Raw genomic sequence first — 25,265 nt, forward strand, 5'->3', positions numbered from 1 at the left:
ATTCCACCATGCGGAACCGATGATGGATTCGCATGTCGCAGGCCTCCGCTCCGCGCTCGGCGACGACTCCCTGGTCACCGACCCCGCCGCGATGGAGCCCTACCGCCGGGACCGCGCCCTCGACCCCGACGCGGGCGTGCCGCTCGCCGTGGTGCTCCCCGAGACCACCGCGCAGGTCCAGGCCGCGATCCGCTGGGCCGCCGAGCACCGCGTCCCCGTGACGCCCCGCGGCGCCGGGACCGGCCTGTCCGGCGGCGCGACCGCCGTCCACGGCGGCATCGTCCTGAGCACCGAGCGCATGCGGGCCATCGCGGTCGACCCGGTCACCCGCATGGCGACCGTCCAACCGGGACTGCTCAACGCCGAAGTGAAGGCCGCCGCGGCCGCGCACGGCCTCTGGTACCCGCCCGATCCGGCGTCCTTCGAGATCTGCTCCATCGGCGGCAACGCCGCCACCAACGCGGGCGGCCTGTGCTGCGTCAAGTACGGCGTCACCGCCGACTACATCCTCGGCGCCGAGGTCGTGCTCGCCGACGGCCGCGCCGTCCGGGTCGGCGGCCCGCGCCTCAAGGACGTCGCGGGCCTGTCGATGCTCGACCTGTTCGTCGGCAGTGAAGGCACCCTCGGCGTCATCACCGAGCTGACCCTCCGCCTCCTCCCGGCCCCGCCGCCGCCGCGGACCGTCGTCGCCTGGTTCGACGACACCGAGGGCGCGGCCGCCGCTGTCCAGCAGATCGCCTCGCGCATTCGCCCCTCGATGCTCGAATACATGGACCGCATCGCCGTCAACGCCGTCGAAGACGTCCTCGGCGCGGGCCTGCACCGCGACGCCGCCGCGCTCGTCGTCGCCCGCTCCGACGACCAGCACCCCGACGGCGCCGAGATCGCCGTCATGCTCGAAGCGTTCGCCGCGCACGGCGCCCGCGAAGCCTTCGAGGCCCCCGATCCCGAAGCGGGCGAACGGTTCGCGCACGCCCGCCGGATCGCCATCCCCGCGGTCGAGCGCCTCGGCCCCCTGCTGCTCGAAGACGTCGGCGTCTCCCTGCCGCGCTTCGGCGAGCTCGTCGCGGGCGTCGAGGCCATCGCGCGCGATCGGGACGTGACGATCGCGTTCATCGCGCACGCCGGGGACGGCAACACCCACCCCCTCGTCGTGTGCGACCCGGCCGACCCCGCCCGGAACGAGCGCGCCCGCCTCGCCTACGGCGAGATCATGGACCTCGCGATCCGCCTGGGCGGCACCATCACCGGCGAGCACGGCGTCGGGCGCCTCAAGCGCCCGTGGCTCGCCGCGCAGATCGGCGACGACCTGCTCGACATCTCCCTGCGCGTCAAGCGGGCCCTCGACCCCGACGGCATCCTCAACCCCGGAACGATCTTCGCGGCCGACGACACCGCACCGACTAGACGAGGACAATCAGCATGACCAGAATCGACGCCGGCGGCCTCGCCGTCGACCGCGACCTGCACGCGTTCGTGGAGGAGGAACTCCTCCCCGGGACGCCGATCGAGCCGCGCGAGTTCTGGGAGGGGTTCGCCCGCATCGTCGCCGACCTCGGCCCCCGCAACCGGGCCCTGCTCTCCGAGCGCGACCGGCTCCAGGCGGCGATCGACCGCTGGCACGCCGACCACCCGTCCCCTGTGGACCATGAGGAGTATCGCGCGTTCCTCGAATCGATCGGCTACCTGCGTCCCGAACCCGCCGACGTCTCCGTCACCACCGCGGACGTGGACGACGAGGTCGCCCGCCTCGCGGGGCCGCAGCTCGTCGTCCCCGTCTCCAACGCCCGCTACGCGCTCAACGCCGCGAACGCCCGCTGGGGCTCCCTCTACGACGCGCTGTACGGCACCGACGCGCTCCCCGGCGAGGCCGCGCCCGGCGGCTACGACGCCGCCCGCGGCGCCCAGGTCATCGCCTACGCCAAGACGTTCCTCGACGAGGCCGCCCCGCTCGCGAGCGGCTCCCACGCCGAGGTCGTGTCCTACGAGGTCGCCGACGGCGCGCTGGCCGCTACGCTCGCGTCGGGGGAGCGGACCGCGCTCGCCGACGCCGCCCGCTTCGCCGGACACCGCGGCGACCCGCGCAGCCCTGAACGCATCCTGCTGCGCCACAACGGCCTCCACATCGAACTCGCCTTCGACCGGTCGAGCACGGTCGGCGCCTCGGACCCCGCGGGCCTCGCCGACGTGGTCCTGGAATCGGCCCTGACCGCGATCGTCGACTTCGAGGACTCCGTCGCCGCGGTCGACGCCGACGACAAGCTCGCCGCCTACCGCAACTGGCTCGGGCTCAACCGCGGCGACCTGGAGGCCCGCTTCGACAAGCGCGGCCGCACCGTCGTCCGCACCCTGGAGGACGACCGCCGCTACACCGCGCCCGACGGCACCGAACTCGCGGTCCCCGGCCGGGCGGTGCTCTTCGCCCGCAACGTCGGCCACCTCATGACCACCGACGCGATCCTGGACGCCGACGGCGCCGAGATCGGCGAGGGCATCATGGACGCCGTCCTCACCACCCTCGCCGCCCTGCCCGGCCGAGACGCCGCGAACCCCCGCCGCAACGGGCGCCACGGCTCGGTCTACATCGTCAAGCCGAAGATGCACGGCCCCGACGAGGTCGCCTTGACCGTGGACCTCTTCGCCCGCGTCGAAACCCTCCTGCACCTGCCGGCCGGCACGATCAAGCTCGGCCTCATGGACGAGGAGCGGCGCACGACCCTCAACCTCAAGGCCTGCATCGCGGAGGCGGCCGACCGGCTCGTCTTCATCAACACCGGGTTCCTCGACCGCTCCGGCGACGAGATCCACACCTCCTTCGCGGCCGGGGCCTTCGTCCGCAAGGTCGACATGAAGTCCCAGCGGTGGATCGCCGCCTACGAGGACCAGAACGTCGACATCGGACTCGAAGTCGGCCTGCCCGGGCACGGCCAGATCGGCAAGGGCATGTGGGCGATGCCCGACCTCATGGCCGCGATGCTCGACCAGAAGATCGCGCACCCCCGCGCGGGCGCCGACACCGCCTGGGTCCCTTCGCCGACCGCCGCCACGCTGCATGCGCTGCACTACCACCGGGTCGACGTGGCCGAACGCCAGCGCGAACTCGCCGGACGCCCGCGAGCCGCGCTCGACGACCTCCTCCAGATCGCGGTGGTCGACAAGCCCGAATGGACCGGCGAGGAGATCCGGGAGGAGCTCGACAACAACCTCCAGTCGCTCCTCGGGTACGTCGTGCGCTGGGTCGACCAGGGCGTCGGCTGCTCCAAGGTCCCCGACCTCCACCAGGTCGCGCTCATGGAGGACCGGGCCACGCTGCGCATCTCCAGCCAGCTCGTCGCGAACTGGCTGCGCCACGGCGTGGTCACCGAAGACCAAGTGCGCGAAAGCCTCCGCCGGATGGCCGCCGTCGTCGACGAGCAGAACCGCGAGGACCCCGCGTACCGGTCGATGAGCCCCGGTTTCGCGGCGAGCATCGCGTTCCAGGCCGCCTCGGACCTGGTCTTCCTCGGCGACCGCCAGCCGAACGGGTACACCGAGCCGATCCTTCACCGGCGCCGCCGTGAAGCGAAATCCGCAGGCGGCGCCGCATGAGCGCCGCCGCACCGAAAGGAGATGCCGTGCCGCAGTTCGTCGAGACCGCCGCGGTGAGCCACACGTCCGCGCAGGCCCTGGTCGCCGCCGCGATCGAGGAGGGCGCGCGACTCGGCGTCCCGGTCGCGGTGACCGTGGTCGACCCGGCCCTGGGCCTGGTCGCCTACGTCCGCGCCGACGGCACCACGCCGCACAGCGTGGAGACGAGCAGGCGGAAGGCCAACACCGGCGCCTCAACCCGCAAGCCCTCCGGATGGATGCCGGACGAGCTCGCCGTCGCGCTGCCGCTCGGCACCGACAACCTCCTCACCAACGTCCGCGGCGGCTTCCCTCTCAAGGCCGAGGGCCGCCACCTCGGCGGCTTCGGCGTCGCCGGAGGCACCCCGGCCCAGGACGCCGAGATCGCGCTGGCCGCGCTCGCCCGCGAAGGCTTCGACGTGCCGGAGGCCGCCTCGTGATCATCGATAAGGCTGAAGTGATCGTCACGAGTCCGGATCGGAATTTCGTGACGTTGAAGTTGACCACTGACGACGGTCTCACCGGGTTGGGTGATGCGACGTTGAACGGCCGTGAGCTGGCGGTCGTGTCGTACCTGTCCGATCATGTGGTGCCGCTGCTGCTGGGGCGGGATGCGCATCGGATCGAGGACACCTGGCAGTTCCTGTACCGCTCCGCGTACTGGCGGCGCGGCCCGGTGACCATGGCCGCCATCGCGGCGGTCGACATGGCCCTGTGGGACCTCAAAGGCAAAGCCGCCGACATGCCGGTCTACCAGCTCCTCGGCGGCGCCTCCAGGACCGGGCTCCTCGCCTACGGGCACGCCTCCGGCAAGACCGTCGAGGAACTGTTCGACTCGGTCCGCGCCCACCTGGCGCAGGGGTACCGGGCGATCCGCATCCAGACCGGTGTCCCGGGATTGAAGTCGATCTACGGGATCGCCTCCAACGCCACCTACGAGGCGATGGCAGGGGTCCGCTACGACCACGAACCGGCCCAGCGCGGGGCGCTGCCGGCCGAGGAGGACTGGGACACCCGCTCCTACCTGCGCCACGTGCCGACCGTGTTCGAAGCCGTCCGATCAGAGTTCGGGCCTGAGCTGCCGCTGCTGCACGACGCCCACCACCGCCTCACCCCCATCCAGGCCGCGCAACTCGGCAAAGCCCTGGAGCCCTATGACTTGTTCTGGCTTGAAGACGTCACTCCCGCCGAGAACCAGGAGGCCCTGCGCCTGGTCCGCCAGCACACGACGACGCCGCTGGCGATCGGGGAGATCTTCAATACGGTGTGGGACTACCAGCAGATCATCCGCGAGCAGCTCATCGACTACGTCCGGTCCGCGGTCACCCACACCGGGGGCATCTCGCATTTGAAGAAGGTCCTCGACTACGCCGCGCAGTACCAGATCAAGTCGGGGATGCACGGGCCCACGGACATCTCGCCGGTGGGGATGGCCGCGGCCATGCACCTGGGCCTGGCGATCCACAACTTCGGCATCCAGGAGTACATGCAACACGGGCACCGCACCGACCAGGTCTTCCAGCAGTCGTTCACCTGGACCGACGGCCACCTCCACCCCGGCGACCAGCCGGGCCTGGGCGTCGACCTCGACACCGACGAAGCCGGGAAGTACCCCTACGTCCAGGCGTACCTCCCCTTCAACCGCCTCCACGACGGCACCGTCCACGACTGGTGAACGACGCCGTCGGCGGACGCGTCCGCGAGGCTGGCCCGGGTCAGGACCCGGGCCGGGCCGCGCGGCGTTCGGCCCGGCGCACGGCGTCGTCGTGGGCGGCGCGCAGGAGCCCGAGCGCCTGCGCCCCGGTGCGTTCACCCGGGTTGACGATCGCGATCCAGCCTTGGAGGCGGTACAGCGGGTGGGGGAGGACGGTGTCGGTCGCGGTGAAGTCGCGCGGCGCCCCCTCCTCGCGAGGGCGCTCCCCGATGAGTTCGGTGAACGCCTCGGTGCCGACGTGGATGTTCAGCCGCCACCGGCCCGGCCGGTCGAGGTCGCAGGCGGTGTCGTCGGGATAGTCCTTGGTGATGATCGTGGCGTAGGGCTGCTCCCGTTGCGGCACTTGACCGTCGGGGGCGAAGTAGAAGAAGTGGTCGCCCCAGGCGATCTCGGGGAACTCGCCGCCCTCGGCGGGGGCGAGTTCGAGGACGCCGTCGAAGGATCGGATGGTGTCGAGGATCTGCTCCATGGTCATGGTTCAAGCGTATGGTTGAAGTGCTTATGGAGGGTTGGAGGCGCGGCGTGGACGGTGCACCGCTCGGCACGGCCGAGGTGGCCGCGGCCTCGGGCTACTCGGTGCAGCAGGTGCGCGACCTCGAAGCGCAGGGCGTCATCCCGCCCGCGTCCCGCTCGGCGGCGGGGTACCGCCGGTTCTCGGCCGGGCATGTGGAGGCGCTGCGCGCCTACCGCGACCTCGCGTTCGCGGTCGGCCCGGTCGCGGCCCGGCACGTCATGCGCGCGGTCCGCTCCGAGCCCCGCGTGACCGCCGCGGCGCTCGTCAGCGGCCTGCACCAGCGGCTGCACGACGAGCGCGCGCAGGCGCTCGCCGCACGGACGGCACTAGAGGCCATCAGCGGCGAGGCCGAGACCGAGGCCGAGCCCGTCGCCTCCGATGCCATGACCATCACCGAACTCTCGCAGGCGCTCGGCGTCCGCAGCTCGACGCTCCGCTTCTGGGAGCAGTGCGGCCTGGTCGCACCCGACCGAGTGCCCACGCCCTCCGGATCGTCGCGCCGCTACGGCCTCACCGCGATCCGCGAAGCGCGCATCACCGCGGCCCTGCGCGCGGGCGGCTACCGCATCCCCGAGGTCGAACTCGCGATCACCGCGATCCGCGACCTTGGCGAGACCGGAGAATCCGCCGCCGCCCTCGACGCCCGCCTGGAGTCCATCGCCGACCGCACGATCGCCCTCCTCCGCGCCGGAGCGTTTCTGGCCGCGGAGCTGTCGGACGGCCCCGGTCGGTAGGCTCTCGGGAACGTCGGATCGAGGGGGTTGTTGCCGTGGGCGGCTATGGGGGCCAGCTCGGGCTCGTCGTGGTGCTGATCGGGTTGAACGCGGTGTTCGCGGGCAGCGAGATGGCACTGGTGACGTTGCGCGACAGCCAGATCCAGCGCCTGGAGCGCACCTCGCGGGGCGGGCGGGTGCTCGCGAAGCTCTCCCGCGACCCGAACCGGTTCCTCGCGACGATCCAGATCGGGATCACCCTCGCGGGGTTCCTCGCGTCGGCGACCGCGGCGGTCGCGCTCGCGCAGCCGCTCGTGCCCGCGCTGTCGATGTTCGGCTCCGGAGCCGAGTCGGTCGCGATCGTGCTGGTGACGCTGGTGCTCACGTTCGTCACGCTCGTGTTCGGCGAGCTGGCGCCCAAGCGGATCGCTATGCAGCGCGCCGAGCGGTGGGCGCTGCTGGTGGCGCGCCCGCTCGACGTCCTCGCGATGCTCGCCCGCCCGGCGGTCTGGCTGCTCGGGGTCTCGACGGACCTGGTGGTGCGCCTGACGGGCAACAACCCGCAGGCCGCGCGCGAGGAGGTCTCCACAGAGGAGATCCGCGACCTCATCGAGTCGCAGGGCGAGTTCACCGCCGACCAGCGGACCATCCTCTCCGGCGCGTTCGAGATCGCCGAGCGGGTGCTGCGGGAGATCGTGGTCCCGCGCCGCGACGTCACCTCCATCCCCGTCGCGACCTCCGCGGCCGAGGCCGCGCGCATCCTCATCGAGACCGGCCATTCGCGCGCGCCCGTCGTGGGCCCCACCGGGATCGACGACGTGCAGGGCACCGTCCACCTGCGCGACCTGGTCGGCACCGACGCGACCGCCGCCGAGCGGGCCCGCCCGAGCATGCTCCTGCCCGAGAGCCTCAAGGTCACCGACGCATTGCGGCAGATGCGCGACGAGCACGAGCAGTTCGCGATCGTCGTCGACGAGTACGGCGCGGTCGAAGGCATCATCACCATGGAGGACCTGGTCGAGGAGATCGTGGGGGAGATCTACGACGAGTTCGACCGCGACATCCAGACCGTGCAGCGCGAAGCGGACGGCGCGATCGTCCTCCCTGGCGGCTTCCCGCTCCACGACCTCGTCGACCTCGACGTCGACCTGGAGCGCACCGGCCACGGCGACTACGCCACCGTCGCGGGCCTGGTCCTCGACTACCTGGGCCGCGTCCCCGACCGCCCCGGTGAGACCGTCGCCATCGAGGACTACACGGCCGAAGTCCTTGAGATCAAACGGAACGCGATCACCAAGATCCGCCTCCGCCGCACCCCGGACTAGGCCACCCGCCCGGACTTCCCGCCCCCCCCGGCGGGCACGGAAAAGCGCCTCCGGCTCCCCGCGCGACGGTAGCCGGAGGCGCTGCTCGCGGGTCAGCCGATCGGGGCCGGGTCCGGGACCGCGATGCAGGGGAACACGTTGTTGTCGAGCGTGTTGTCCTTGCCGCGGGCGCAGAACTCGAAGCCGCCGGTCGGTGCGGCGCTGTCCTCGACGCTGACGGCGACGGCGCCGACCATGGTCTGGCCGGGCTCCATCTCGACGCCGAAGATGCTGCCCTCCATCCAGAGGTAGTTCGTCCAGTCGTCGCTGGCGAGCGGCTCGAACTGGGCGCTGAGGATGGTGGAGTTCCAGCCGTCGTAGGTGCAGTAGGCCGGGTCGTTCGCCGTGTAGTCCGCCGAGCAGGAGCCCGCGGAGGACGGGTACCGCATCTCAAGCGTGTAGCCGAGGTTCGACAGGCCGGCGTGGTCCAGGCCGCGGTCGTCCAGCTCGCCGGTCGCCACCACGTAGATCACCAGGTAGTGCCTGCCGGCGTCTGCGGTGTAGTCGAGGAACTCCGTGGTCCACTCGGTGCCGACGGCCTTGATCCGCGTGCCGATCGACGCCGACTCCGCGTCGAAGTACAGCAGCTCCTCGCCGGGGAAGTCGTCGAAGGTGGTCGGAGTCGGCTCGGACGACGTCTGGTCGTCCGTCCCGGCCGTGGTCTGGTCCGACGCGTCGCTTTCCCCCGCGGCGTCGGCGTCGCCCGCGTCGCTGCATCCGGCGAGCAGCATCAAGGCGCCCAAGGCGAGCGCGGACATGGAACGGATGGACATCCGGAGATCCCTTCAAGGTCGGCGGGGCCGTGAAGCGGCCCCGGGCGCAATCATTCCGGGCCCCGGCTTCAAAACGGCTTCATCGCCGACGCGCCGCGTCGCAGGGGTGGGGCAAAATGGGTGGCATGCCCGAGACCACCGCGCCCGCCTCGCCGTCCGCCGCGGTGGAGTTCGGGGTCCTGGGGCCCCTGCGCGTCGCGCTCGGCGGCACGGAACTGGAGCTCACCGCCCCGCGCCTGCGGACCTTCCTCGCCGCCTTGGTGGTCAAGGCCGGGGCCAAGGTCGGCGTCAACGAGCTGGCCGACGCCGTCTGGGGGGCCGACCTGCCCCGGAACCCCCGCCGCGCGGTGCAGCTGTGCGCGGTGCGCGTGCGGGCGCAGCTGGAGCGGATCGACGCCGCGCACCTGGTGGCGACCTGCCCCGACGGCTACCGGCTCGACGTCCCGGCCGACCGCACCGACGTGGGGCGGATGCGCCGCCGCATCGCCGAAGCCGATGCCGCCGCGGGCGACGGCGCCCGCGAGCTGGCCGCGGTAGAGGCGGCGCTCGGCGAATGGCGGGGCGAGGCGCTGGCCGACGTCCCGTCCGAGGCCCTGCACCGCGAGGTCGTGCCCGGCCTGACCGAGCAGCGGCTGGCGCTGATCGAGCGCCGCGCGGCCCTCCTGCTGCACGACGGGAACCCGGCCGACCTGGTCGACGAGCTGGTGGCGCTCACCGCGCGGTACCCGCTGCGCGAGCGCCTGTGGGCCGCGCTCATGGAGGCCCTGCACCGGTCCGGCAGGCGCGGCGAGGCGCTCGACGCCTACCACCGGTACAGCCGCCTGCTCCGCGACGAGCTCGGGATCGACCCCAGCGAAGCGGTCCTCGCGCTGCACAAGAGCATCCTGACCAGCCGCACCGAGACCGAGCCGGACGCGGCGACGCCGCTGGCCGTGCCGCGCCAGCTGCCCTCCGACACGGTCGCCTTCACCGGCCGGGCCGCCGAGCTCGCGAGCCTCGACGCGCTGCTGGCCGCCAAGGACGACTCGTCGGGCCCGCTGGTCGGCGTGGTCACCGGCACCGCCGGGATCGGCAAGACCTCCCTGGCCGTCCACTGGGCCCGCGGCGTCGCCGACGAGTTCCCCGACGGCCAGCTGTTCGCCAACCTCCGCGGCTACCACCGCGAGCAGGCGCTCCCGCCGCACCGGGTCCTCGCCCGGTTCATGCGCGCGCTCGGCGTGCGCGGCGAGGACGTCCCCGAGGACCCCGACGAGCTCGCCGCCGCCTACCGCTCCGCAATGGACGGACGCCGGATGCTCATCGTCCTCGACAACGCGAACGGCAGCGACCAGGTGCGCCCGCTCCTGCCCGGCTCGGCCGGGTGCCTGGTCCTGGTCACCAGCCGCGACGTGCTCATGGGCCTCATCGCCGAGGAGGGCGCCGCCCAGATCGGCCTGGAGCTGCCCACCCTCGCCGAGTCCCGCCGCCTCCTCTCGCGCCGGATCGGCCGTGAGCGGCTCGCGGCCGAGAGCGGCGCCGCTGACGACATCATCGCCGCGAGCGCGCGCCTGCCGCTGGCGCTCGCCATCGCCGCCGCCCAGGCCGTGGCGAAGCGCGGCACCCGGTTGTCCACGCTCGCAGAGCAGCTGCGCGCCGGCCTCGACGCCTTCGGCGCCCCGTCCACCGAGACCGACGTGCGCGCGGTCTTCTCCTGGTCCTACCGCTCGCTCAGCCCCGACGCCGCCCGCCTGCTCCGCCTTCTCGGCCTGCACCCCGGCCCCGACGTCACCGCGGCCGCCGCGGCCAGCCTGTGCGACTGCGCGCCCGCGTCGGCCGCTCAGCGGGTCGACGAACTCGTGCGCGTCAACCTCCTCATGGAGCCCGCCCCGGGCCGGTACGCGCTCCACGACCTCATGCGCGAGTACAGCACCGAACTGCTGCACGTCGAGGCGTCCGAAGCCGACCGGAACGACGCGGCCCGCCGCATCCTCGACCACTACCTCCACACCGGGCACGTCGCGGCGACGATCCTCAACCCGCAGCGGGCCAGCCTGTCGCTGGGGGAGCCGCCCGCGGTCGCCCACCCGGAGACCGTCGCCGACCACGACGCCGCGATGGCCTGGTTCGCCGCCGAGGCCGAAGTCCTGCTCACCCTCGTGGACTGGGCCGTCGCCCGCGGCGACGACCGGTCGGCCTGGCAGCTCGCGATGATCCTCGTGGGGTACTTCGAGCTCCAAGGCGCCTGGAGCCAGTGGATCGCCTCGCAGCAGGTCGCGCTCGAAGCCGCCGAACGGCTCGCGGACCCGGCCCTGGAGGCGTACTCGCACCGCGGCGTCGGCCGCGCGCACGCCAGGATGCGCCGCGGCGACGACGCCGAACGCCACTTCACGCGGTCGATGGAGCTGTACCGCGACCTCGGCGACCTCAAGGGCGAGTCGCTCGTCCTCACCAACCTGGCGATCCTCTACTCAGGACGGGACGACTACGTTCGGGCCCTCGAACACGCCCGGCGGGCGCTCGAACTCGAAGAGCGCCTGGAGGACACCGACAGCGCCACCACCCTCAACCTCGTCGCCTGGTTCCTCGCCCACGTGGGGGAGCAGGAGAGCGCCCTCGACCACGGCCTGCGGGCGCGCGCCGGGTTCCAGCGGATCGCCGACCCGCTCGGCGAGGCCGCGGCCCTGGACACCATCGGCTTCGTCCACCACCAGCTGGGCCGCTTCCCCGAAGCGATCGACACGTTCCAGGAGGCCATCCGCCTCAACCGGCAGCTCGGGAACCGCTACGACACCGCGGTGTGCCTGCTCAACCTGGGCGACTCCCAAGCCGCCTCCGGCGACCGCGGCGCGGCCCGCGAGTCGTGGCGCCAAGCGGAGACCGTCCTCGACGAACTCCAGCACCCCGACGTGGACGAGGCGCGCAAGCGCCTGGCCGAGTAGCTAAACGGGCAGCGTGGCGAACGGGTCGGCCGTGGGAACGAAGGCGACCGGGAACCCGGGCAGCAGCTCGGCGAGGCGGCCCGCCGTCGCGGCCATCCCCTCCTGCTCCGAGGGCACATGCCCGATGACGATGAGCCCCTTGGCAAGCCCCGCGCTCACCGCGTCGGCGGCATAGGCGGCCGTCTCCCACTCGTTCGACTCGCCGATGAGGAGCACGTCCACCTCCGGGCGGGCGAGCGCCGCCCGGTTCTTCTCGAACCCGAAGAACCCGGGCTGGAGCCCCGCAACCGAGACCGGCAGCTCGGGATCGCCGATGTAGCGGAGCGCGCTCGCACCGAACGCCCGCGCCGCATGACCGGCGAGCGCGCCGAGCGTCGTGGCCGGAACGTCGAAGACACCCGGCAGGTCGCCGCGCTCGAAGTCCTTCCAGCCCAGTACATGCGCGGCACCGTCGATGATCCGGTCCGGCCGCGTGTCGTGCACCGCGTCGTGGAGGCGCCGCACCACCAGCCCGTGCTCCGCGATGAACGCCGCCTTCGCGCGGTGGACCGGGTCGTCCGCGTCCGCGAGCATCGCGTTCCACTCCTCGCGGTGGTGGAAGTACAGCGGCTCATGGGAGAACACCAGGTCGAGGCCCTGCGCGGCCGCCCGCTGGAGCACGTCGAGCGTCGCCATCATCGTGAACGCGACGCCGTGCACCTCCTGGTCCGGTTCGCCCGCAAGGTATTCGTCCACGGTCACTTCACGCCGCGGCACCCCGAGGTGCGCATCGACCAGATCCACTACGTCCTGAGCCGTCATCGCCACATGAGCACTGTATCCGTTCCGGCTAGGGGAACTCCAAGGTGACGGTCAGGCCCCCGTCCCGGTTCGGGACGGCGGTCAGCGCCCCGTGGTGGACGCGCGCGATGGAGTCGACGATCGAGAGCCCGAGGCCGATGCCGCGCACGGACTCGACGCGGTCGCGCCCCTCCCCGCGGCGGAACGGCTGGAACAGCGCGTCGACCTCGTACGCGGCGACCACGGGCCCGGTGTTCGACACGGCGATCCGCCCCCGCCGCTCCACGGTCCCGGTCGTGATCGCGAGTGTTCCCCCGGGGTGGTTGTGGCGGATGCCGTTCGCGACGAGATTGGCGACCAGCCGTTCCAGCAGCGCGGCGTCCCCGACGACGACCCCCGGAGCGTTCGCGACCTCCACGGCCACCTCCGCCTCCGACGCCTCAGCGGCGAACTGCGCGGCCACGTGCGCGGCGATGTCCGCCAGGTCCACCCGGACCGGGTCGACCGGGGCCTGCTCGCTCCCGGCGAGCGTGAGCAGGCCGTCGATGAGCCGCTCGTGCCGCTCGTTCACCGCCAGGAGGTTCGCGGCCAGGTCCCGCACCCGGTGGCCCGCGTCCGGTTCCGCCGCAGCCACTTCCAGGAGCGTCCGGTTGATCGCCAGCGGCGTCTTCAACTCGTGGGAGGCGTTCGCCACGAACCTGCGCTGCCCCTCGAAGGCCCGGTCGAGCCGGGCGAGCATCCCGTCGAACGTGTCCGCGAGCCGCTTGAGCTCGTCGTTCGGGCCGTCGAGGTCGATGCGCTCGTGCAGCGACCGGTCGGCCACACGCCGGGCCGTCGCCGTGATCGCGTCGATCGGGCGCAGCACCCGCCCGGCCATGAGCGACCCGAACACGACCGCGAGGAGCCCCACGACGACGAGCGCGACGATCGACCCGAACAGGACCGCCTGGAGCGTGGCGTCGTTCGCGGCCTGCTGGCGCTGAATCACCGTGTCGATGAGGGCGGTGAGCTGCTCGTCGGTCATGCCGAGCTGGGCCCGCGCCTGGACGAGGGACTCGACCGAGTCCCCGGAGACGGGCATGTTCGCGGTGACGCGGTCGCGCACGATCAGGTAGACGACGGCGACGAGCACGGCCCCCGCGGCGAAGAACGCGCCGCCGTACCAGAGCGTCAGCCTCGTGCGGAGCTTCACGGCGCCTCCCTGATGACATAGCCGGACCCCGGCAGCGTCTCGATCACGGGCGGGTCGCCCAGCTTGCGGCGCAACGTCATCATCGCCACCCGGACCACGTTCGTGGCCGGGTCGATGTGCTCGTCCCACACCTTTTCGAGCAGCCGCTCCGACGAGACGACCGCCGCTCCGGGGCGCATGAGCTCCGCGAGCACCCCGAACTCCTTCTTCGACAGCGGGATGTACCGGCCGCCGCGGAACACCTGCCGCCCCACCGTGTCGAGGGTGATCCCGGCGCGTTCGAGCACCGGCGGCGCCGCCGGTGCCGTGCGCCGCGCCAGCGCCCGCACCCGCGCGACCAGCTCCGCGAACGCGAACGGCTTCGCCAGGTAGTCGTCCGCGCCCAGCGACAGGCCGTGCACGCGGTCGTCGATCCCCGAGGAGACGGTGAGCATGAGCACCCGCGTCGAATGCGGCCCGGCGACCACCTTCCGGGTCAGGTCGTCGCCGCCGACGCGCGGCAGGTCCCGGTCCAGGACCGCCACGTCGTAGTCGTACGCCGCGAGCCGCAGCCGCGCCGCGTCCCCGTCGTAGCAGACGTCCACGGCCATGCCCTCGGCCCGCAGGCCCTTCGCGATCGCGTCGGCGAGCATCCGCTCGTCCTCCACCACCAGTACGCGCATCCCCCGGCTCCTCCCCGTCCACGACGATGCTGCCAGGTCCGGTGTAAGCGCGGCGTAAGCACGCACGCTCACGCAGACCACATGCCGCCCCGGCTTCACTTGCGGCGTCCATCCGAGAACGAAGGAGACGCCACGATGAGACGAGTACTGCTCGCAGCGGCCGCGCTGGCCGCGCTGACGCTTGCCGCCGCATGCAGCGAGGAGCCCGCCGACGAGGTCGCCAGCGCCGGGGGCACCGCTTCCGAGGAGGCCACCGAAGGGGAGGTGAGCGAGGAGCAGGGCCTCCAGGACTTCGCCGAGTGCATGCGGGAGCAGGGGATCGACTTCCCCGACCCCGACCCCGACGGCGGGTTCGAAGGCGCCGAGGAGCTGCGGGAGATCATGGAGGACGAGCCGGAAGCGGTCGAGGCGTGCCAGGAGCACCTCGCGTCCGGCGAGGCCGACCTGTCGGACCCCGAGGTGCAGGCGGCGCTGCTGGAGTTCGCGCAGTGCATGCGCGACAACGGGGTCGAGGGCATGCCCGACCCGGGCGAGGACGGCTTCGGGCCGACGCTGCTGGAGGAGGGCCAGGCGGACCCGGAGTGGGACGCCGCGATGGAGGCGTGCCAGGACGTCCTCGGAGAGGTGCGCGGCCAGTGAGGCGGCGGACGGTGGCGATCGCGGCCGGATCGGCCGCGGCGGCGGGTCTCGCCGCGGCCGGGGCCCTGTACTGGACCGGCGGCGACGAGCCGGCGGCGTCGGCGGACGCGCCCGGCGCGACGGCGGTCGTGGAGCAGCAGGACCTCGCCCGGTCAGAGGAGGTCGTGGGCACGCTCTCGTACGGGGAGGCGCACACGCTCAACGGCGCGGCGCCCGGCGTGGTGACCTGGCTGCCCGAGCCGGGCACGGTGATCGGAGCCGGAGACGCGGTCTACGACGTCGACAACGCGCCGGTGGTCGCCATGACCGGCGACCTGCCCCTGTGGAGGGACCTCGCGCCCGGTGTCGAGGGACCCGATGTGGCGCAACTGGAATCGAACCTCGTGGACCTCGGCTACGACGGGTTCACCGAGGACGACGCCTACACGGACGCGACCGCGGCGGCGGTCGAGGAGTGGCAGGAGGACAACGGGCTGGAGGAGACGGGGACGGTGGCCGTGGGCGCCGTCCTGTTCTCGCCGAAGCCCGTCAGAGTCGCCGACCAGCTTGCGGCCGTGGGCGACCCGGCCAACGGGCCCGTCCTGTCGTACACCTCCGACGAGCGGCGCGTGACCGTGCAGCTCGACATCGCCGACCAGGACCTGGTGGCCGCCGACCAGGCGGTGACGGTGGTCCTGCCGGACGGTACCGAGGCCGCGGGCGTGGTGTCCGCGATCGGGCAGACCGTCTCGGGCTCGCAGGAGGAGGGCGAGGAGGAGCCGGAGACCGTCGAGGTCACCGTCGCCGTCGAGGACCAGTCGGTGCTCGGCGCGCTCGTGTCCGCGCCGGTCACGGTCGAGCTGGTCTCGGAGACCCGCGAAGACGTGCTCACCGTGCCCGTCGAAGCGCTGCTGGCGCTTCGCGAAGGCGGCTACGGCGTCGAAGTGGTCGACGGCGGCGCGAGCGAACTCGTGCCCGTCGAGACCGGCGTCTTCGCCGACGGCCGGGTCGAGGTCTCGGGCGACCTGGAGGCGGGCGCGATCGTGGCGGTGCCCGAATGAGCGTCGTGGTGCTTGAGGAGGTCGCGAAGACCTACCCGGGCGTGACCGCGCTCGACGGCGTGTCGCTGGAGATCGGCGCGGGCGAACTCGTCGCGATCGTCGGCCCCTCGGGCTCGGGGAAGTCGACGCTCCTCAACCTCGCGGGGACGCTCGACCGGCCCACCTCCGGCAGGGTGCGCGTCGCGGGGGAGGACGTCGCGGCGCTCTCGGACCGGCGCCTGTCGCGCCTGCGGGCCGCGGAGCTCGGCTTCGTGTTCCAGCAGTTCCATCTCGCGCAAGGCGTCCCGGTCCTCGACAACGTCGCCGACGGGCTCCTGTACCGGGGCGTGCCCCGCGCGAAGCGCCGCGAGGCCGCAGCGGCCGCGCTCGACACCGTGGGCCTCGCGCACCGCACCGGGCACCGCCCGCACGAGCTGTCCGGCGGCGAGCGCCAGCGCGTCGCCGTCGCACGCGCGATCGTCGGCGGGCCCCGCCTGCTGCTCGCCGACGAGCCGACGGGGAACCTCGACTCGGCCTCGGGCGCGGCGGTCATGGGCCTGCTCCGCGGCCTCCACGAGCGCGGCACCACCGTCGTCGTGATCACCCACGACCGCGACATCGCGGCGGCCCTGCCGCGGCGGATCGAGATGCGCGACGGCCGGATGGTGCGCGATGCGGTGGACTGACCTCCTGCGCGTCGGCGCGCACGGCCTGCGGTCCCGCCCCCTGCGGGTGACCTTGTCCGCCATCGGGATCGCGATCGGCATCGCCGCGATGACCGCGGTCGTCGGCATCTCCGCGTCCAGCTCGGCCGAGCTCGACCGCAAGCTCGACGAGCTCGGCACGAACCTGCTCACCGTCGCCCCGGGCCAGGCCCTGTTCGGCGGCGAGTCGCAGCTCCCGCTCGAAGCCGTCGCGATGATCGAGCGGATCGGCCCGGTCGAGTCCGCCGCGGCGACCGGCACGGTGCCGGACGCGAAGGTCTACCGCACCGATCAGATCCCCGAGAACGAGTCGGGCGGCATCGCGGTCAAGGCCGCCGAACCCGACCTCCTCGACGTCGTCGGCGCGGAACTCGTTGCGGGCCAGTGGATCGACGGCGCGGCCGGGGACTTCCCGGCCGCGGTCCTCGGTGCGGATGCCGCCGCGGCCCTGGGCGTCACCGCGGGTCCCGACGTGCAGATCTGGCTCGGCGGCCAGTGGTTCGCCGTCGTCGGCGTCCTCGCCCCGGTCGAGCTCGCGCCCGAACTCGACAACGCGGCGCTCGTCGGATGGGACGCCGCCTCGACCTACCTCGGCTTCGACCTGCACGCCACGGAGGTCTACACCCGGGCCGCCGAGACCGCGGTGGCCGACGTCCAGTCGGTCCTCGGCGCGACGGCGAACCCGGAGCACCCCGAGGAGGTCGAGGTCTCCCGGCCCTCGGACGCCCTGGTGGCGGCCGAAGCCGCGGAGGCGTCGTTCACCGGCCTCCTGCTCGGCGTGGGCGCGGTCGCGCTCCTCGTCGGCGGCGTCGGGGTCGCGAACACGATGGTCATCTCGGTCCTGGAGCGCCGCGGCGAGATCGGCCTCCGCCGCTCCCTCGGCGCCACCCGCGCCGACATCCGCGGCCAGTTCCTCGCCGAGTCCCTCCTGCTCTCGTTGCTCGGCGGCGCAGGCGGAGTCGCCCTCGGCTCCCTCATCACCGCCACTTACGCGACCTGGCAGGACTGGCCCCCGACGATCCCCGCCTGGGCCCTCGCCGGAGGCATCGCGGCCACCGCCGCGATCGGCGCGGTCGCGGGCCTCTACCCGGCGGTCAAGGCCGCCAGGCTCTCCCCGACCGAAGCCCTGACCTCCCCATGACGGGAAGGGCGGCCCCGCGCCGACGGCGCGGGGCCGCGTCAGGGGGCCGCGGGCGTGCCGTATCCGGCCAGGAAGAGGTCCACTGCGCTCTCCACCGGGGCGTCCGGGGTGTCGGAGGCGTCGGTTCCGGTGAGGAGACGCCGGTTGAGGGGGGCGCCGATGACGAGCCAGGTGAACTGGTCGGCGGCGGTGAGGGGGTCGTCGAGTCGGAGGGCGCCGCGGTCGGCGAGGGCGCGGAAGGCGTCGGCGAGGGCGCGGATGTTGCGGTTCCAGCTCGCTTCGAGGTAGCCCGCGGCGACGTCGGGGTGGCGTTCGGCCTCGCCGGTGACGAGGCGGCGCATGTTCAGCACCTCGCGGCTGAGGATGCCGAAGCGCATGATCCCGGCGAGGACGATCAGGTCGGCGCGGACGTCGTCGCCCGCCACCAGGCGCTCCAGGTGCGGGCGCATGGCGTCGCGTCCGGCCTCGGCCCAGGCCCGGACGACGGCGGCGAACAGCGCGTGCTTCGACGGGTGCGCGCGGTAGAGCGAGGCCTTGGAGATATGGGCCCGCGCGGCGACCTCGTCCATCGTCGTGCCCGCGTAGCCGTGTTCGAGGAACACTTCGCGGGCGGTGGCGAGCAGGTCGGCGCCGGTGCGCCCGGGGGGACGGCCGCGGCGGCGGGCGGTGTCGGTCATGCCCGAATTTTAGTACTTGACCGGACTGAAAACCAGGGCTACCATGTTTCAGTACTGGAACGTACTTTAAAGGAGGTCGCCATGGTGCTCATAGGGATCGCCGTCGCCGCTGTCGTCTCGTTCGTGTTCAGCGCGGTCCTGTACGGCGCGCCGCCGGTCGCCGCGTACGTCGGCCGCCACAGCACGCCCCGGCCCGGCGTCCCCGTCGCCGTCCAGATGGCCGCGGTCGTCGCGCGCAGCCTGGTCGCCGCGATCCTCGTCGCGGGCCTGATGCATGCCGCAGGATGGGAAGGGGCGGGGGCGGGCGCGCTGCTCGGGCTCGCGCTGGGAGTGCTGCCCGCGGCGATCCTCGCGGGCGCCGTGGTCCACGAGGGCATCCCGGTGCCGCTCGCCGCGCTCCACGCCTTCGACTGGATCGCGAAACTGACGCTGATCGGCGCACTCGTCGGCTGGCTCGCCTGAACCCTGAACCCGCCTGAGGAGGCATCATGACCGAAGGACCGCTCGACATCGACTTCACCGCCGTCCTCGGCAAGGTCCGGCCCGGCGACACCTGGACCTGCGTGCAGCTGCCCGACTCGGCCGCGGTCTTCGGCACGCGCGGCCTCGTCAAGGTCGAGGGCACCGTGGACGGCGAGCCGTTCCGCGGGGCTTTCATGGCCCTCGGCGACGGCACCCACAAGCTCCCCGTCGCCGCCGCGATCCGCCGCCGCATCGGCAAGGGCGACGGCGACGAGGTCCGCGTCCACCTCTCCCGCCGCCTGAACTGAAGGGCCCGAAGAGGGCTGACTCAGCGGATCAGGCGCTCGGCGCCCACGAGCCGTCCGGGGCCTTGTCGGTCAGGCAGTACTCCAGGCCGACGGGGTCCCGCATGACCTGCCAGTGGCGGTGGCGGCGGACCGGGACGGCCCCGACTGCGGCGTGCCGGGCCGTCTCGGCCTCGACATCGGCGCACGAGAAGTCCAAGTGCGCCTTGGCGTCCTGCCCGGGCGCCGCGCTGTCGAGGCGCTGGAGCAGGAAGTGCACCGGCAGGCCCGGCGGCGGCAGGAGGCGGCGGAACTCGCCGTTGTCGGAGGTCGACCGCGGCCAGTCGGTGAACCCGCTCCAGAACGCCAGTTCGCGGTCGAACGCCTCGGGAGGCACGTCGACGCAGATCTGGTCGAGGCGGCTCGCCCGGCCGTTCCAATCCGTCGGCGGCGGCACGTCGGACTGGCCCTCCTTGTGCACGATCAGGCAGAACGGCAGCCCCGCCGGGGACGCCAGGACCACGAGTCCGGGCTCCCCGCCCGTCTTCGCCGCCCCGAGCGCCAGCGCCCGTTCGGTCTCGGCCGCAAGGTCCTCGACGTGGAAGTCCGGGTGGACCCGCGCCGCGCCGCGCCCCAGGCGCTGGAGCGCCAGGTACGGGTCGCCGTGCGCGGGCACCAGCGAGGCGAACTCCGGGTGCTCGGCCCAAGGCGACGAGAGCGCGCTCCCGGTGGCCTCGGTCCAGAACCCGGCCGCCGCGTCGAAGTCCGCGCCGGGGAAGTCCAGCAGCACGGTCGTCCAGTGGATCGCCATGCGGCTACCAGGGCTGCGGCGGCGCCGGCTCGTCCGGGAGCGGGCGCGTCGGGTCCGGTTCGGTCGGGCCCGGCTCGTCCGGGACGGGCCTGGCCGGATCGGGGTCGTGCGGGTCGCCCGGGATCGGGTCCGGGTCGGGCGGGCCGGGGACCGGGTCGCCGGGTCCGGGCTCGGGCGGGTCGATCAGCTCGTTCGGCTCCATGTCGGTCATGGCTCCTCCTCTGCTCACCACCGGGCTACCCGGCCCCGGCGCGAACATGCGCCGCCCGCCCTGACGGGCCGAGCGGCGGCGCGAGCCGCCCGATGCCCGCCGGGCGGAACCGCGCGCTAGCCCTGAGGGGCGTCGCCGAAGTCGTCGATCTTCAGCCGCTCGCCGCCGCGCAGCGCCGACTCGTGGGCCATGAGGCCCGGCAGCGTGTACCGCGCCGCCGTCCACGCGTTCACGCTCGGCAGCAGCCGCTCGTTCACCGCCGTCACGAAGTCGTGCACGAGCAGCTGGTGGCTTCCCATGTGCCCGTTGCCGAGCCCCTTGAACTCGACCGGCAGCGCCGAGGTGTCGTGGACCGGCGCGTGCCCGGAGATGAACGAGTCGTGCAGCGCCGGGTCGACCTTGGCGAGGACCGGGTCGTCCGCGCCGGTCGCCCAGCCGGGCTGCACGAGTTCCGTGACGTCCTCCAGCTCTGCGGACCGCTTGTGCCAGAACGTGGCGCGCGAGTTCTGCTCAAGGATGCCCTCGGTGCCGTAGAAGGTGAACCGGGACTCGGGGATCCAGTGGGCGAGGCCGACGCGCCGGAACTCGTTGGTGCGGAAGCTGCCGCCGTCGGCCGTCTCGAACAGCGCGGTGGCGTTCGAGAAGTCGTTGTCGAACATGCTCACGGACTTGTCGAAGACGCCGTCGCCGCGCCGGTCCGGCACGCCGATGGCGCTCACGCTCACCGCGTGCGTGTCCCACGCGCCGAGCACCCCGCCCACGGCGTGCGTCGGGTACTTCATCGGCGGGAAGCTCGCGGTGCGCTTCCAGTCCTCCCCGCCGCTGTACTGGTACGCCGCGTAGAACCCGTGGTCCATGTCGTGCACGTAGTCGCCCTCGGCGTAGAACACCCGCCCGAACGCGCCCTCGGCGGCCTTCTGCCGCGCGAGCACCGTCGTCGGGTTGTACTGGCTGGTCTCGCCCATCATGTACGTCAGGCCGGTCTCCTTCACGGCCTCGATGATCGCGCCGATCTCCTCCACGGTGAACGCCATCGGCACCGCCGAGTACACGTGCTTGCCCGCGCGCAGCGCCTTCACGACGAGCGGCCCGTGCGTCCACCGCTGCGTGAAGACCGCGACGGCGTCGACGTCGGAGGCGAGCATCGCGTCGAAGTCGTCCTCCGCCCCCGCCAGGCCCAGCTCCCGCACGAGCGTCGCCGCGCGGTCGGCCACGAGGTCGGTGACGGTGACCCGGGAGACCCCCGGGTGGGCGTTGAACAGCTTCGCGAACGCGCCCGAGAACTGGCCCGCGCCGACGATACCGATCGAGAACACAACGACTCCTCTTGCCATGTGGTCACAGGACGCGGCCGGTGACGGCCGCTGCGGCACCACCGTATAAGTTCTGATCGGAGAATTCTTCATCGAAGCGAGCGTGTATCTCTTGGATCCTCAGATCGAGATCGCCCCGCCCGAACTCGTGGGCTGGGCCGGGCGCCCCGTCCTCATGGACACCGCCCACCAGCACGACGACCTGGAGATCAACTTCGTCGCCGAAGGCGGCACCATGCTCTACCTCTTCGGCGGCCTGCCCGTCGAGGTCGGCCCCGGCTCCGTCGCCGCGTTCTGGGCCGCCGTCCCCCACCAGCTCGTCGCCAACGCCGCCACCCGCGCCCACTGGGTCCACGTGCCCTTCGCGACCTTCCTCGGCTGGGGCCTCCCCACCGCCCTCGTCGGACGCCTCCTCTCCGGCATCCCCCTCATCGCACCCCCAACGGCCGCAAAGGAATCCGACCCCGCCAACTTCACCCAGTGGGCCGCCGACCTCGCCAGCGGCCAGCCCGAGCGCCGCCGCATCCTCCTCCTCGAAGTCGAGGCCCGCGTCCGCCGCCTCGCCCTCGACGCCCCCCGGGAACCCGAACACGAGTACACCGGCGCCGACCCCGCGCTCCAGCACGCCGTCACCATGGTCCGGCACATCGCCGAGCACTTCCGCGAACCCCTCACCGTCGCCGACGTCGCCGCCGCCGCCCGCCTCCACCCCAACTACGCGATGACCCACTTCCGCAAGATCGTGCGCACCACCATCGGCGACTACATCACCAGGTGCCGCCTCGCCGAAGGCCGCCGCCTGCTCGTCACCACCGCCCTCCCGATCGCCTCCGTCGCGACCGAATCCGGCTTCAGCTCCGTCAGCCGCTTCTACAGCGCCTTCACGCTCGAATGCGGCCTCCCGCCCGCCGCCTACCGCAGGCAGCACCGATGACCCCTCCAGACAACTCCCGATCAGACGAGGTCCGCATGGAACACATCGACATCGACCACGACGGCCGCACCCTCCGCGGCGTCCTCCACCTCCCGACCGCGCCGAACGCCCCCGCCGTCGCCCTCTGCCACGGCTTCGGCGGCAACCGCGCCGAGTTCGGCTACACGTTCGTGCGCCTCGCCGAACGCCTCGCCGCCCGCGGCGTCGCCGCCTGCCGCTTCGACTTCGCCGGATGCGGCGACTCCGACGGCGACTTCGCCGACCTCACCGTCTCCGACCAGGTCGCCCAGGCCCTCGCCGTCCTCGACGCGCTGGCCGCCCACCCCGCGGTCGACCCGGACCGCCTGTCGCTCATGGGGATGAGCCTCGGCGGGCTCACCGCGCAGCTCGCCGCGGCGAAGCGCCCGGTCCGCTCGCTCGCCCTGTGGGCCCCGGCCGCCGGGGCCGTCGCGATGGGCGAGGAGGGCGCGAAGCGCCGCGCCGACGCCATCGCCGAGCACGGCTACGACGACTTCGGGGGCCTGCCCGTCCACCAGGGGTTCGTCGACGACGCCGCGGGCATCGACCCGTTCGCCGACGCCGCCGCCTACCCCGGTCCGGTGCTCCTGGCCGTGGGCTCAGAGGACTTCGTGCTCGGCACGCGGCTCCTGGGGGAGTACCAGGGGCTGTACGGCGACCGCCTCGACCTGCACGTCTTCGACGGCGTGGGCCACGGCTTCGAGACCGTCCCGGCCCGCGAGCGCCTTGTGGAGCTGACGGCGTCGTACCTCGAACGCACTGCCTGAGCACCGGAAAGGCGGCCGTCCTGACAGGACGGCCGCCTTCGCCGTTTATGCGGGCGTCCGGGCCCGGCAACGAATCCGGACGCCCTTCTCTTCGAATCCCCTCACGGACCGAGAGCCTTACCCCTTCACGGCGCCGGTGATGACGGCCTTCGTGAAGTGCTTCTGGATGAACGGGTACATGATCACGATCGGGATGATCGTGCAGACCACGACGGCCATCTTCAGCGCCGCCGTCGGCGCGGACTCGCCCTGGTCCTGGTACTGGGCGGCGGCCTGCGCGCCTTCGGGGAGCCCCTGCGTGGACATGAGCATCCGCTGGAGCACCACCTGGATCGGCTGGGTCTCCAGGCCGGGCGTGTACAGCACCGCCTGGAAGTACATGTTCCAGTAGCCCACGGCGTAGAACAGGGCGATGACGGCGAGGATCGCCTTCGACATCGGCAGCACGATGGTGAACAGGGTGCGGAACTCGCCCGCGCCGTCCATCTTGGCCGCGTCCAGGAGTTCCCCCGGGATCGAGTTCATGAAGAACGCGCGCAGGATGATGATGTTGAACGTCCCCACCGCGCCGGGCAGGATGAGCGACCAGTACGAGTTGAACAGGCCGAGCTTCTGCACCACCAGGAAGCTCGGGTACATGCCCGGTCCGAACAGGAACGTGAGCAGGATGAGCCACAGGATCGGGCGGTGCAGGAGCGACCCGGTGCGTGAGAGCGCGTAGGCGCCGCAGATCGTCAGGACCATGCTGATGCCGGTGCCGCCGACGGTGAGGATCGTGGTCAGGACCAGCGAGTCGGTGAGCGCGCCGCCGGAGAAGATCTCGCGGTACGCCTGGAAGCTCACGTCGGTGGGCAGGATCAGGAGGTTCCCGCCGGCGCGGGTGAGCGCCTGCTCGCTCGCGAGGCTGGTGGCGACGACCGCCCACAGCGGCAGGACGATGGCCGCGCCGTAGCAGATCAGGAACAGGGCCTTGACGGCCTTTCCGAGGAGCGACGGCTCCTCGTCCCAGATGGGCCGGGCGCTGCCGCGCCGGGGCTTGAGTCGGATGTCGGTGGCGGTCATGACTTCTGGTAGATCCCTTGCTCTCCGAGGCGGTGCGCGATGTGGTTGGAGACGAGGATCAGGGCCAGCCCGATCACGCCCTTGAACAGGCCCGCCGCCGTGCCGAACGACTCGCCCTGGCTGCCGACGATGCTCTGGTAGTACACGTAGGTGTCGAGCACTTCCGTGGCCTGGTACCCCACGGACTGGCGCTGGAGCTGGTACTGCTCGAAGCCGACGGAGAGGATCCCGCCGATCTGGAGGATCAGCAGCAGGATGATGACCGGCCGGATGCCGGGCAGGGTGATGTGCCACATGCGGCGCCAGCGGTTCGCGCCGTCGGAGGCCGCGGCCTCGTAGAGGCTCGGGTTGATCGAGGAGAGGGCCGCGAGGAAGATGATCATGCCCCAGCCGGCGTCCTTCCACGCCCACTGCATCCACACCAGCAGGGTGAACGTCTCGGGGTTGGACGTGAAGTTGAGCCGCTCCCCGCCGCCGTCCATGATCCAGTTCGAGACGAGGCCGTCGGCGCCGAGGACCTGCACGAACACCGTGACGACTAGGACCCACGAGAAGAAGTGGGGGAGGTACACGATGGACTGGAACGCGCTGCGGGCCCTGATCGAGATGATGCTGTTCATGACGAGCGCCAGCACGATCGACAGCGGGAACATGCACAGCAGGTTCAGCGCGGAGAACTTCAGCGTGTTCAGCAGCGCGGGCGTGAAGTACGGGTCGTCGAACAGCCGCCCGAACCATGCGAAGCCCACGAACGGGTTCTCCCAGAACGGCCGGTAGGGGCTGTAGTCCATGAACGCGATGATGTTCCAGGCCGTGGGCCAGTAGTGGAACACCGCGAGGTGGGCGACCACGGGGAGTGCCAGGAGCAGCAGGGGCCAGTCGTGCCGCAGCCGCTGCGCCACGGTCCGCTTGCGCCTGACGATCGGGCGGCTCGCGGGCCGCCCGGTGTCCGGCGGCGCCGTGCTCTGAAGTGTTGCCATGGCTTGG

Annotated in this window: 26 protein-coding genes; 15 read left to right on the forward strand and 11 right to left on the reverse strand. The window is 72.4% G+C overall.

Translation table 11 applies throughout. The features are described from left to right. Positions 1 to 19 precede the first annotated feature (19 nt). Genes WA640_RS24700 through manD form a run of 4 tightly spaced genes read left to right on the forward strand, consistent with a single transcriptional unit; the run spans position 20 to position 5,281 of the window. Positions 20 to 1,426, forward strand: coding sequence for an FAD-binding oxidoreductase (locus WA640_RS24700; RefSeq protein WP_335991376.1), 1,407 nt, complete (start codon positions 20 to 22; stop codon positions 1,424 to 1,426). After that, on the forward strand, positions 1,423 to 3,588 hold the full coding sequence (locus tag WA640_RS24705) for a malate synthase G (RefSeq protein ID WP_335991378.1): 2,166 nt from the start codon (positions 1,423 to 1,425) through the stop codon (positions 3,586 to 3,588). The genes WA640_RS24700 and WA640_RS24705 overlap by 4 nt, the downstream gene beginning before the upstream one ends. A gap of 26 nt (positions 3,589 to 3,614) precedes the next feature. Next, positions 3,615 to 4,046 (forward strand): GlcG/HbpS family heme-binding protein, encoded by a 432-nt coding sequence (locus tag WA640_RS24710; RefSeq protein WP_335991380.1) that lies wholly within the window; start codon positions 3,615 to 3,617, stop codon positions 4,044 to 4,046. Continuing rightward, positions 4,043 to 5,281: a D-mannonate dehydratase ManD gene (gene manD / locus WA640_RS24715; protein WP_335991383.1), complete on the forward strand. Its 1,239-nt coding sequence runs from the start codon at positions 4,043 to 4,045 to the stop codon at positions 5,279 to 5,281. Before WA640_RS24710 ends, manD begins: the two co-directional genes overlap by 4 nt. 40 nt (positions 5,282 to 5,321) lie before the next feature. Here manD and WA640_RS24720 read toward each other — a convergent pair whose 3' ends face one another. Continuing rightward, positions 5,322 to 5,789 (reverse strand): DUF6194 family protein, encoded by a 468-nt coding sequence (locus WA640_RS24720; protein WP_442904821.1) that lies wholly within the window; start codon positions 5,787 to 5,789, stop codon positions 5,322 to 5,324. A 32-nt stretch (positions 5,790 to 5,821) separates the two neighbouring features. Between WA640_RS24720 and WA640_RS24725 the strand changes: the two genes are divergently transcribed. Beyond that, positions 5,822 to 6,568 carry a MerR family transcriptional regulator gene (locus WA640_RS24725; RefSeq protein WP_442904822.1) on the forward strand — a complete coding sequence of 249 codons (747 nt, stop codon included), beginning with the start codon at positions 5,822 to 5,824 and terminating at the stop codon, positions 6,566 to 6,568. Positions 6,569 to 6,603: 35 nt separating this feature from the next. Next, positions 6,604 to 7,872, forward strand: coding sequence for a hemolysin family protein (locus tag WA640_RS24730; protein WP_335991390.1), 1,269 nt, complete (start codon positions 6,604 to 6,606; stop codon positions 7,870 to 7,872). A gap of 92 nt (positions 7,873 to 7,964) precedes the next feature. Here the strand turns inward: WA640_RS24730 and WA640_RS24735 are convergent, their stop codons facing one another. Further along, entirely contained in the window at positions 7,965 to 8,684 is a 720-nt protein-coding gene (locus WA640_RS24735; RefSeq protein WP_335991393.1) for a hypothetical protein, read from the reverse strand. Between the two features lie 125 nt (positions 8,685 to 8,809). Between WA640_RS24735 and WA640_RS24740 the strand changes: the two genes are divergently transcribed. Then, complete coding sequence (locus WA640_RS24740) at positions 8,810 to 11,602, forward strand: AfsR/SARP family transcriptional regulator (RefSeq protein ID WP_335991396.1); 2,793 nt, start codon at positions 8,810 to 8,812, stop codon at positions 11,600 to 11,602. On the opposite strand, the gene WA640_RS24745 is transcribed toward WA640_RS24740, so the two are convergent. Genes WA640_RS24745 through WA640_RS24755 form a run of 3 tightly spaced genes read right to left on the reverse strand, consistent with a single transcriptional unit; the run spans position 11,603 to position 14,236 of the window. Then, the gene (locus WA640_RS24745; protein WP_335991458.1) at positions 11,603 to 12,403 is read right to left on the reverse strand and encodes a Nif3-like dinuclear metal center hexameric protein; all 801 of its coding nucleotides are present in this window, start codon (positions 12,401 to 12,403) and stop codon (positions 11,603 to 11,605) included. 28 nt (positions 12,404 to 12,431) lie between these two features. Continuing rightward, positions 12,432 to 13,574, reverse strand: a complete 1,143-nt coding sequence (locus WA640_RS24750; protein ID WP_335991397.1) for a sensor histidine kinase — start codon at positions 13,572 to 13,574, stop codon at positions 12,432 to 12,434. Continuing rightward, positions 13,571 to 14,236 (reverse strand): response regulator transcription factor, encoded by a 666-nt coding sequence (locus WA640_RS24755; RefSeq protein ID WP_335991399.1) that lies wholly within the window; start codon positions 14,234 to 14,236, stop codon positions 13,571 to 13,573. Before WA640_RS24755 ends, WA640_RS24750 begins: the two co-directional genes overlap by 4 nt. Before the next feature lie 135 nt (positions 14,237 to 14,371). Here WA640_RS24755 and WA640_RS24760 point away from each other — a divergent pair, with 135 nt between their 5' ends. Genes WA640_RS24760 through WA640_RS24775 form a run of 4 tightly spaced genes read left to right on the forward strand, consistent with a single transcriptional unit; the run spans position 14,372 to position 17,739 of the window. Beyond that, on the forward strand, positions 14,372 to 14,875 hold the full coding sequence (locus tag WA640_RS24760) for a hypothetical protein (protein ID WP_335991401.1): 504 nt from the start codon (positions 14,372 to 14,374) through the stop codon (positions 14,873 to 14,875). Next, positions 14,872 to 15,915 carry a peptidoglycan-binding protein gene (locus WA640_RS24765; protein WP_335991403.1) on the forward strand — a complete coding sequence of 348 codons (1,044 nt, stop codon included), beginning with the start codon at positions 14,872 to 14,874 and terminating at the stop codon, positions 15,913 to 15,915. The genes WA640_RS24760 and WA640_RS24765 overlap by 4 nt, the downstream gene beginning before the upstream one ends. Then, complete coding sequence (locus WA640_RS24770; RefSeq protein ID WP_106366324.1) at positions 15,912 to 16,580, forward strand: ABC transporter ATP-binding protein; 669 nt, start codon at positions 15,912 to 15,914, stop codon at positions 16,578 to 16,580. The genes WA640_RS24765 and WA640_RS24770 overlap by 4 nt, the downstream gene beginning before the upstream one ends. Then, a complete protein-coding gene (locus WA640_RS24775) occupies positions 16,567 to 17,739 on the forward strand; it encodes an ABC transporter permease (protein ID WP_335991406.1) in 1,173 nt (390 codons plus the stop codon). The genes WA640_RS24770 and WA640_RS24775 overlap by 14 nt, the downstream gene beginning before the upstream one ends. 38 nt (positions 17,740 to 17,777) lie before the next feature. On the opposite strand, the gene WA640_RS24780 is transcribed toward WA640_RS24775, so the two are convergent. Continuing rightward, positions 17,778 to 18,416: a TetR/AcrR family transcriptional regulator gene (locus WA640_RS24780; RefSeq protein ID WP_335991409.1), complete on the reverse strand. Its 639-nt coding sequence runs from the start codon at positions 18,414 to 18,416 to the stop codon at positions 17,778 to 17,780. A gap of 81 nt (positions 18,417 to 18,497) precedes the next feature. Here WA640_RS24780 and WA640_RS24785 point away from each other — a divergent pair, with 81 nt between their 5' ends. Together WA640_RS24785 and WA640_RS24790 are read left to right on the forward strand one after the other, a co-directional pair. Continuing rightward, positions 18,498 to 18,878 (forward strand): DUF1761 family protein, encoded by a 381-nt coding sequence (locus WA640_RS24785; protein WP_335991411.1) that lies wholly within the window; start codon positions 18,498 to 18,500, stop codon positions 18,876 to 18,878. Between the two features lie 26 nt (positions 18,879 to 18,904). Beyond that, positions 18,905 to 19,186 carry a DUF1905 domain-containing protein gene (locus WA640_RS24790; RefSeq protein WP_106366320.1) on the forward strand — a complete coding sequence of 94 codons (282 nt, stop codon included), beginning with the start codon at positions 18,905 to 18,907 and terminating at the stop codon, positions 19,184 to 19,186. A gap of 28 nt (positions 19,187 to 19,214) precedes the next feature. Here WA640_RS24790 and WA640_RS24795 read toward each other — a convergent pair whose 3' ends face one another. The 3 genes from WA640_RS24795 to WA640_RS24805 all read right to left on the reverse strand — a co-directional run bounded on the left by WA640_RS24795 (position 19,215) and on the right by WA640_RS24805 (position 21,518). Further along, on the reverse strand, positions 19,215 to 19,973 hold the full coding sequence (locus WA640_RS24795) for a VOC family protein (protein WP_335991415.1): 759 nt from the start codon (positions 19,971 to 19,973) through the stop codon (positions 19,215 to 19,217). Between the two features lie 4 nt (positions 19,974 to 19,977). Next, a complete protein-coding gene (locus WA640_RS24800) occupies positions 19,978 to 20,184 on the reverse strand; it encodes a hypothetical protein (protein ID WP_106366318.1) in 207 nt (68 codons plus the stop codon). Between the two features lie 116 nt (positions 20,185 to 20,300). Continuing rightward, positions 20,301 to 21,518, reverse strand: a complete 1,218-nt coding sequence (locus tag WA640_RS24805; RefSeq protein ID WP_442904819.1) for a Gfo/Idh/MocA family protein — start codon at positions 21,516 to 21,518, stop codon at positions 20,301 to 20,303. A 91-nt stretch (positions 21,519 to 21,609) separates the two neighbouring features. On the opposite strand from WA640_RS24805, the gene WA640_RS24810 reads away from it, so the two are divergent. Both WA640_RS24810 and WA640_RS24815 read left to right on the forward strand, forming a co-directional pair. Beyond that, on the forward strand, positions 21,610 to 22,431 hold the full coding sequence (locus tag WA640_RS24810) for a helix-turn-helix domain-containing protein (RefSeq protein ID WP_106366316.1): 822 nt from the start codon (positions 21,610 to 21,612) through the stop codon (positions 22,429 to 22,431). A 35-nt stretch (positions 22,432 to 22,466) separates the two neighbouring features. Then, positions 22,467 to 23,216 carry an alpha/beta hydrolase family protein gene (locus tag WA640_RS24815; RefSeq protein ID WP_335991423.1) on the forward strand — a complete coding sequence of 250 codons (750 nt, stop codon included), beginning with the start codon at positions 22,467 to 22,469 and terminating at the stop codon, positions 23,214 to 23,216. A 117-nt stretch (positions 23,217 to 23,333) separates the two neighbouring features. Here the strand turns inward: WA640_RS24815 and WA640_RS24820 are convergent, their stop codons facing one another. Both WA640_RS24820 and WA640_RS24825 read right to left on the reverse strand, forming a co-directional pair. Then, positions 23,334 to 24,278, reverse strand: a complete 945-nt coding sequence (locus WA640_RS24820; protein ID WP_335991427.1) for a carbohydrate ABC transporter permease — start codon at positions 24,276 to 24,278, stop codon at positions 23,334 to 23,336. Continuing rightward, on the reverse strand, positions 24,275 to 25,258 hold the full coding sequence (locus WA640_RS24825) for an ABC transporter permease (protein WP_335991430.1): 984 nt from the start codon (positions 25,256 to 25,258) through the stop codon (positions 24,275 to 24,277). The genes WA640_RS24820 and WA640_RS24825 overlap by 4 nt, the downstream gene beginning before the upstream one ends. Between the last annotated feature and the right edge of the window lie 7 nt (positions 25,259 to 25,265).

The organism is Glycomyces sp. MUSA5-2, assembly GCF_037034145.1.
Lineage (GTDB): Bacteria > Actinomycetota > Actinomycetes > Mycobacteriales > Micromonosporaceae > Glycomyces > Glycomyces artemisiae.

Bases quoted from the DNA above. Each gene is read 5' to 3' on its own strand.
- WA640_RS24700 (WP_335991376.1), top strand. From the start codon at position 20: ATGATGGATTCGCATGTCGCAGGCCTCCGCTCCGCGCTCGGCGACGAC.
- WA640_RS24705 (WP_335991378.1), top strand. From the start codon at position 1,423: ATGACCAGAATCGACGCCGGCGGCCTCGCCGTCGACCGCGACCTGCAC.
- WA640_RS24720 (WP_442904821.1), bottom strand. From the start codon at position 5,789: ATGGAGCAGATCCTCGACACCATCCGATCCTTCGACGGCGTCCTCGAA.
- WA640_RS24725 (WP_442904822.1), top strand. From the start codon at position 5,822: ATGGAGGGTTGGAGGCGCGGCGTGGACGGTGCACCGCTCGGCACGGCC.
- WA640_RS24735 (WP_335991393.1), bottom strand. From the start codon at position 8,684: ATGTCCATCCGTTCCATGTCCGCGCTCGCCTTGGGCGCCTTGATGCTG.
- WA640_RS24740 (WP_335991396.1), top strand. From the start codon at position 8,810: ATGCCCGAGACCACCGCGCCCGCCTCGCCGTCCGCCGCGGTGGAGTTC.
- WA640_RS24745 (WP_335991458.1), bottom strand. From the start codon at position 12,403: ATGACGGCTCAGGACGTAGTGGATCTGGTCGATGCGCACCTCGGGGTG.
- WA640_RS24755 (WP_335991399.1), bottom strand. From the start codon at position 14,236: ATGCGCGTACTGGTGGTGGAGGACGAGCGGATGCTCGCCGACGCGATC.
- WA640_RS24760 (WP_335991401.1), top strand. From the start codon at position 14,372: ATGAGACGAGTACTGCTCGCAGCGGCCGCGCTGGCCGCGCTGACGCTT.
- WA640_RS24770 (WP_106366324.1), top strand. From the start codon at position 15,912: ATGAGCGTCGTGGTGCTTGAGGAGGTCGCGAAGACCTACCCGGGCGTG.
- WA640_RS24775 (WP_335991406.1), top strand. From the start codon at position 16,567: ATGCGGTGGACTGACCTCCTGCGCGTCGGCGCGCACGGCCTGCGGTCC.
- WA640_RS24780 (WP_335991409.1), bottom strand. From the start codon at position 18,416: ATGACCGACACCGCCCGCCGCCGCGGCCGTCCCCCCGGGCGCACCGGC.
- WA640_RS24785 (WP_335991411.1), top strand. From the start codon at position 18,498: ATGGTGCTCATAGGGATCGCCGTCGCCGCTGTCGTCTCGTTCGTGTTC.
- WA640_RS24790 (WP_106366320.1), top strand. From the start codon at position 18,905: ATGACCGAAGGACCGCTCGACATCGACTTCACCGCCGTCCTCGGCAAG.
- WA640_RS24795 (WP_335991415.1), bottom strand. From the start codon at position 19,973: ATGGCGATCCACTGGACGACCGTGCTGCTGGACTTCCCCGGCGCGGAC.
- WA640_RS24800 (WP_106366318.1), bottom strand. From the start codon at position 20,184: ATGACCGACATGGAGCCGAACGAGCTGATCGACCCGCCCGAGCCCGGA.
- WA640_RS24805 (WP_442904819.1), bottom strand. From the start codon at position 21,518: ATGGCAAGAGGAGTCGTTGTGTTCTCGATCGGTATCGTCGGCGCGGGC.
- WA640_RS24815 (WP_335991423.1), top strand. From the start codon at position 22,467: ATGGAACACATCGACATCGACCACGACGGCCGCACCCTCCGCGGCGTC.
- WA640_RS24820 (WP_335991427.1), bottom strand. From the start codon at position 24,278: ATGACCGCCACCGACATCCGACTCAAGCCCCGGCGCGGCAGCGCCCGG.
- WA640_RS24825 (WP_335991430.1), bottom strand. From the start codon at position 25,258: ATGGCAACACTTCAGAGCACGGCGCCGCCGGACACCGGGCGGCCCGCG.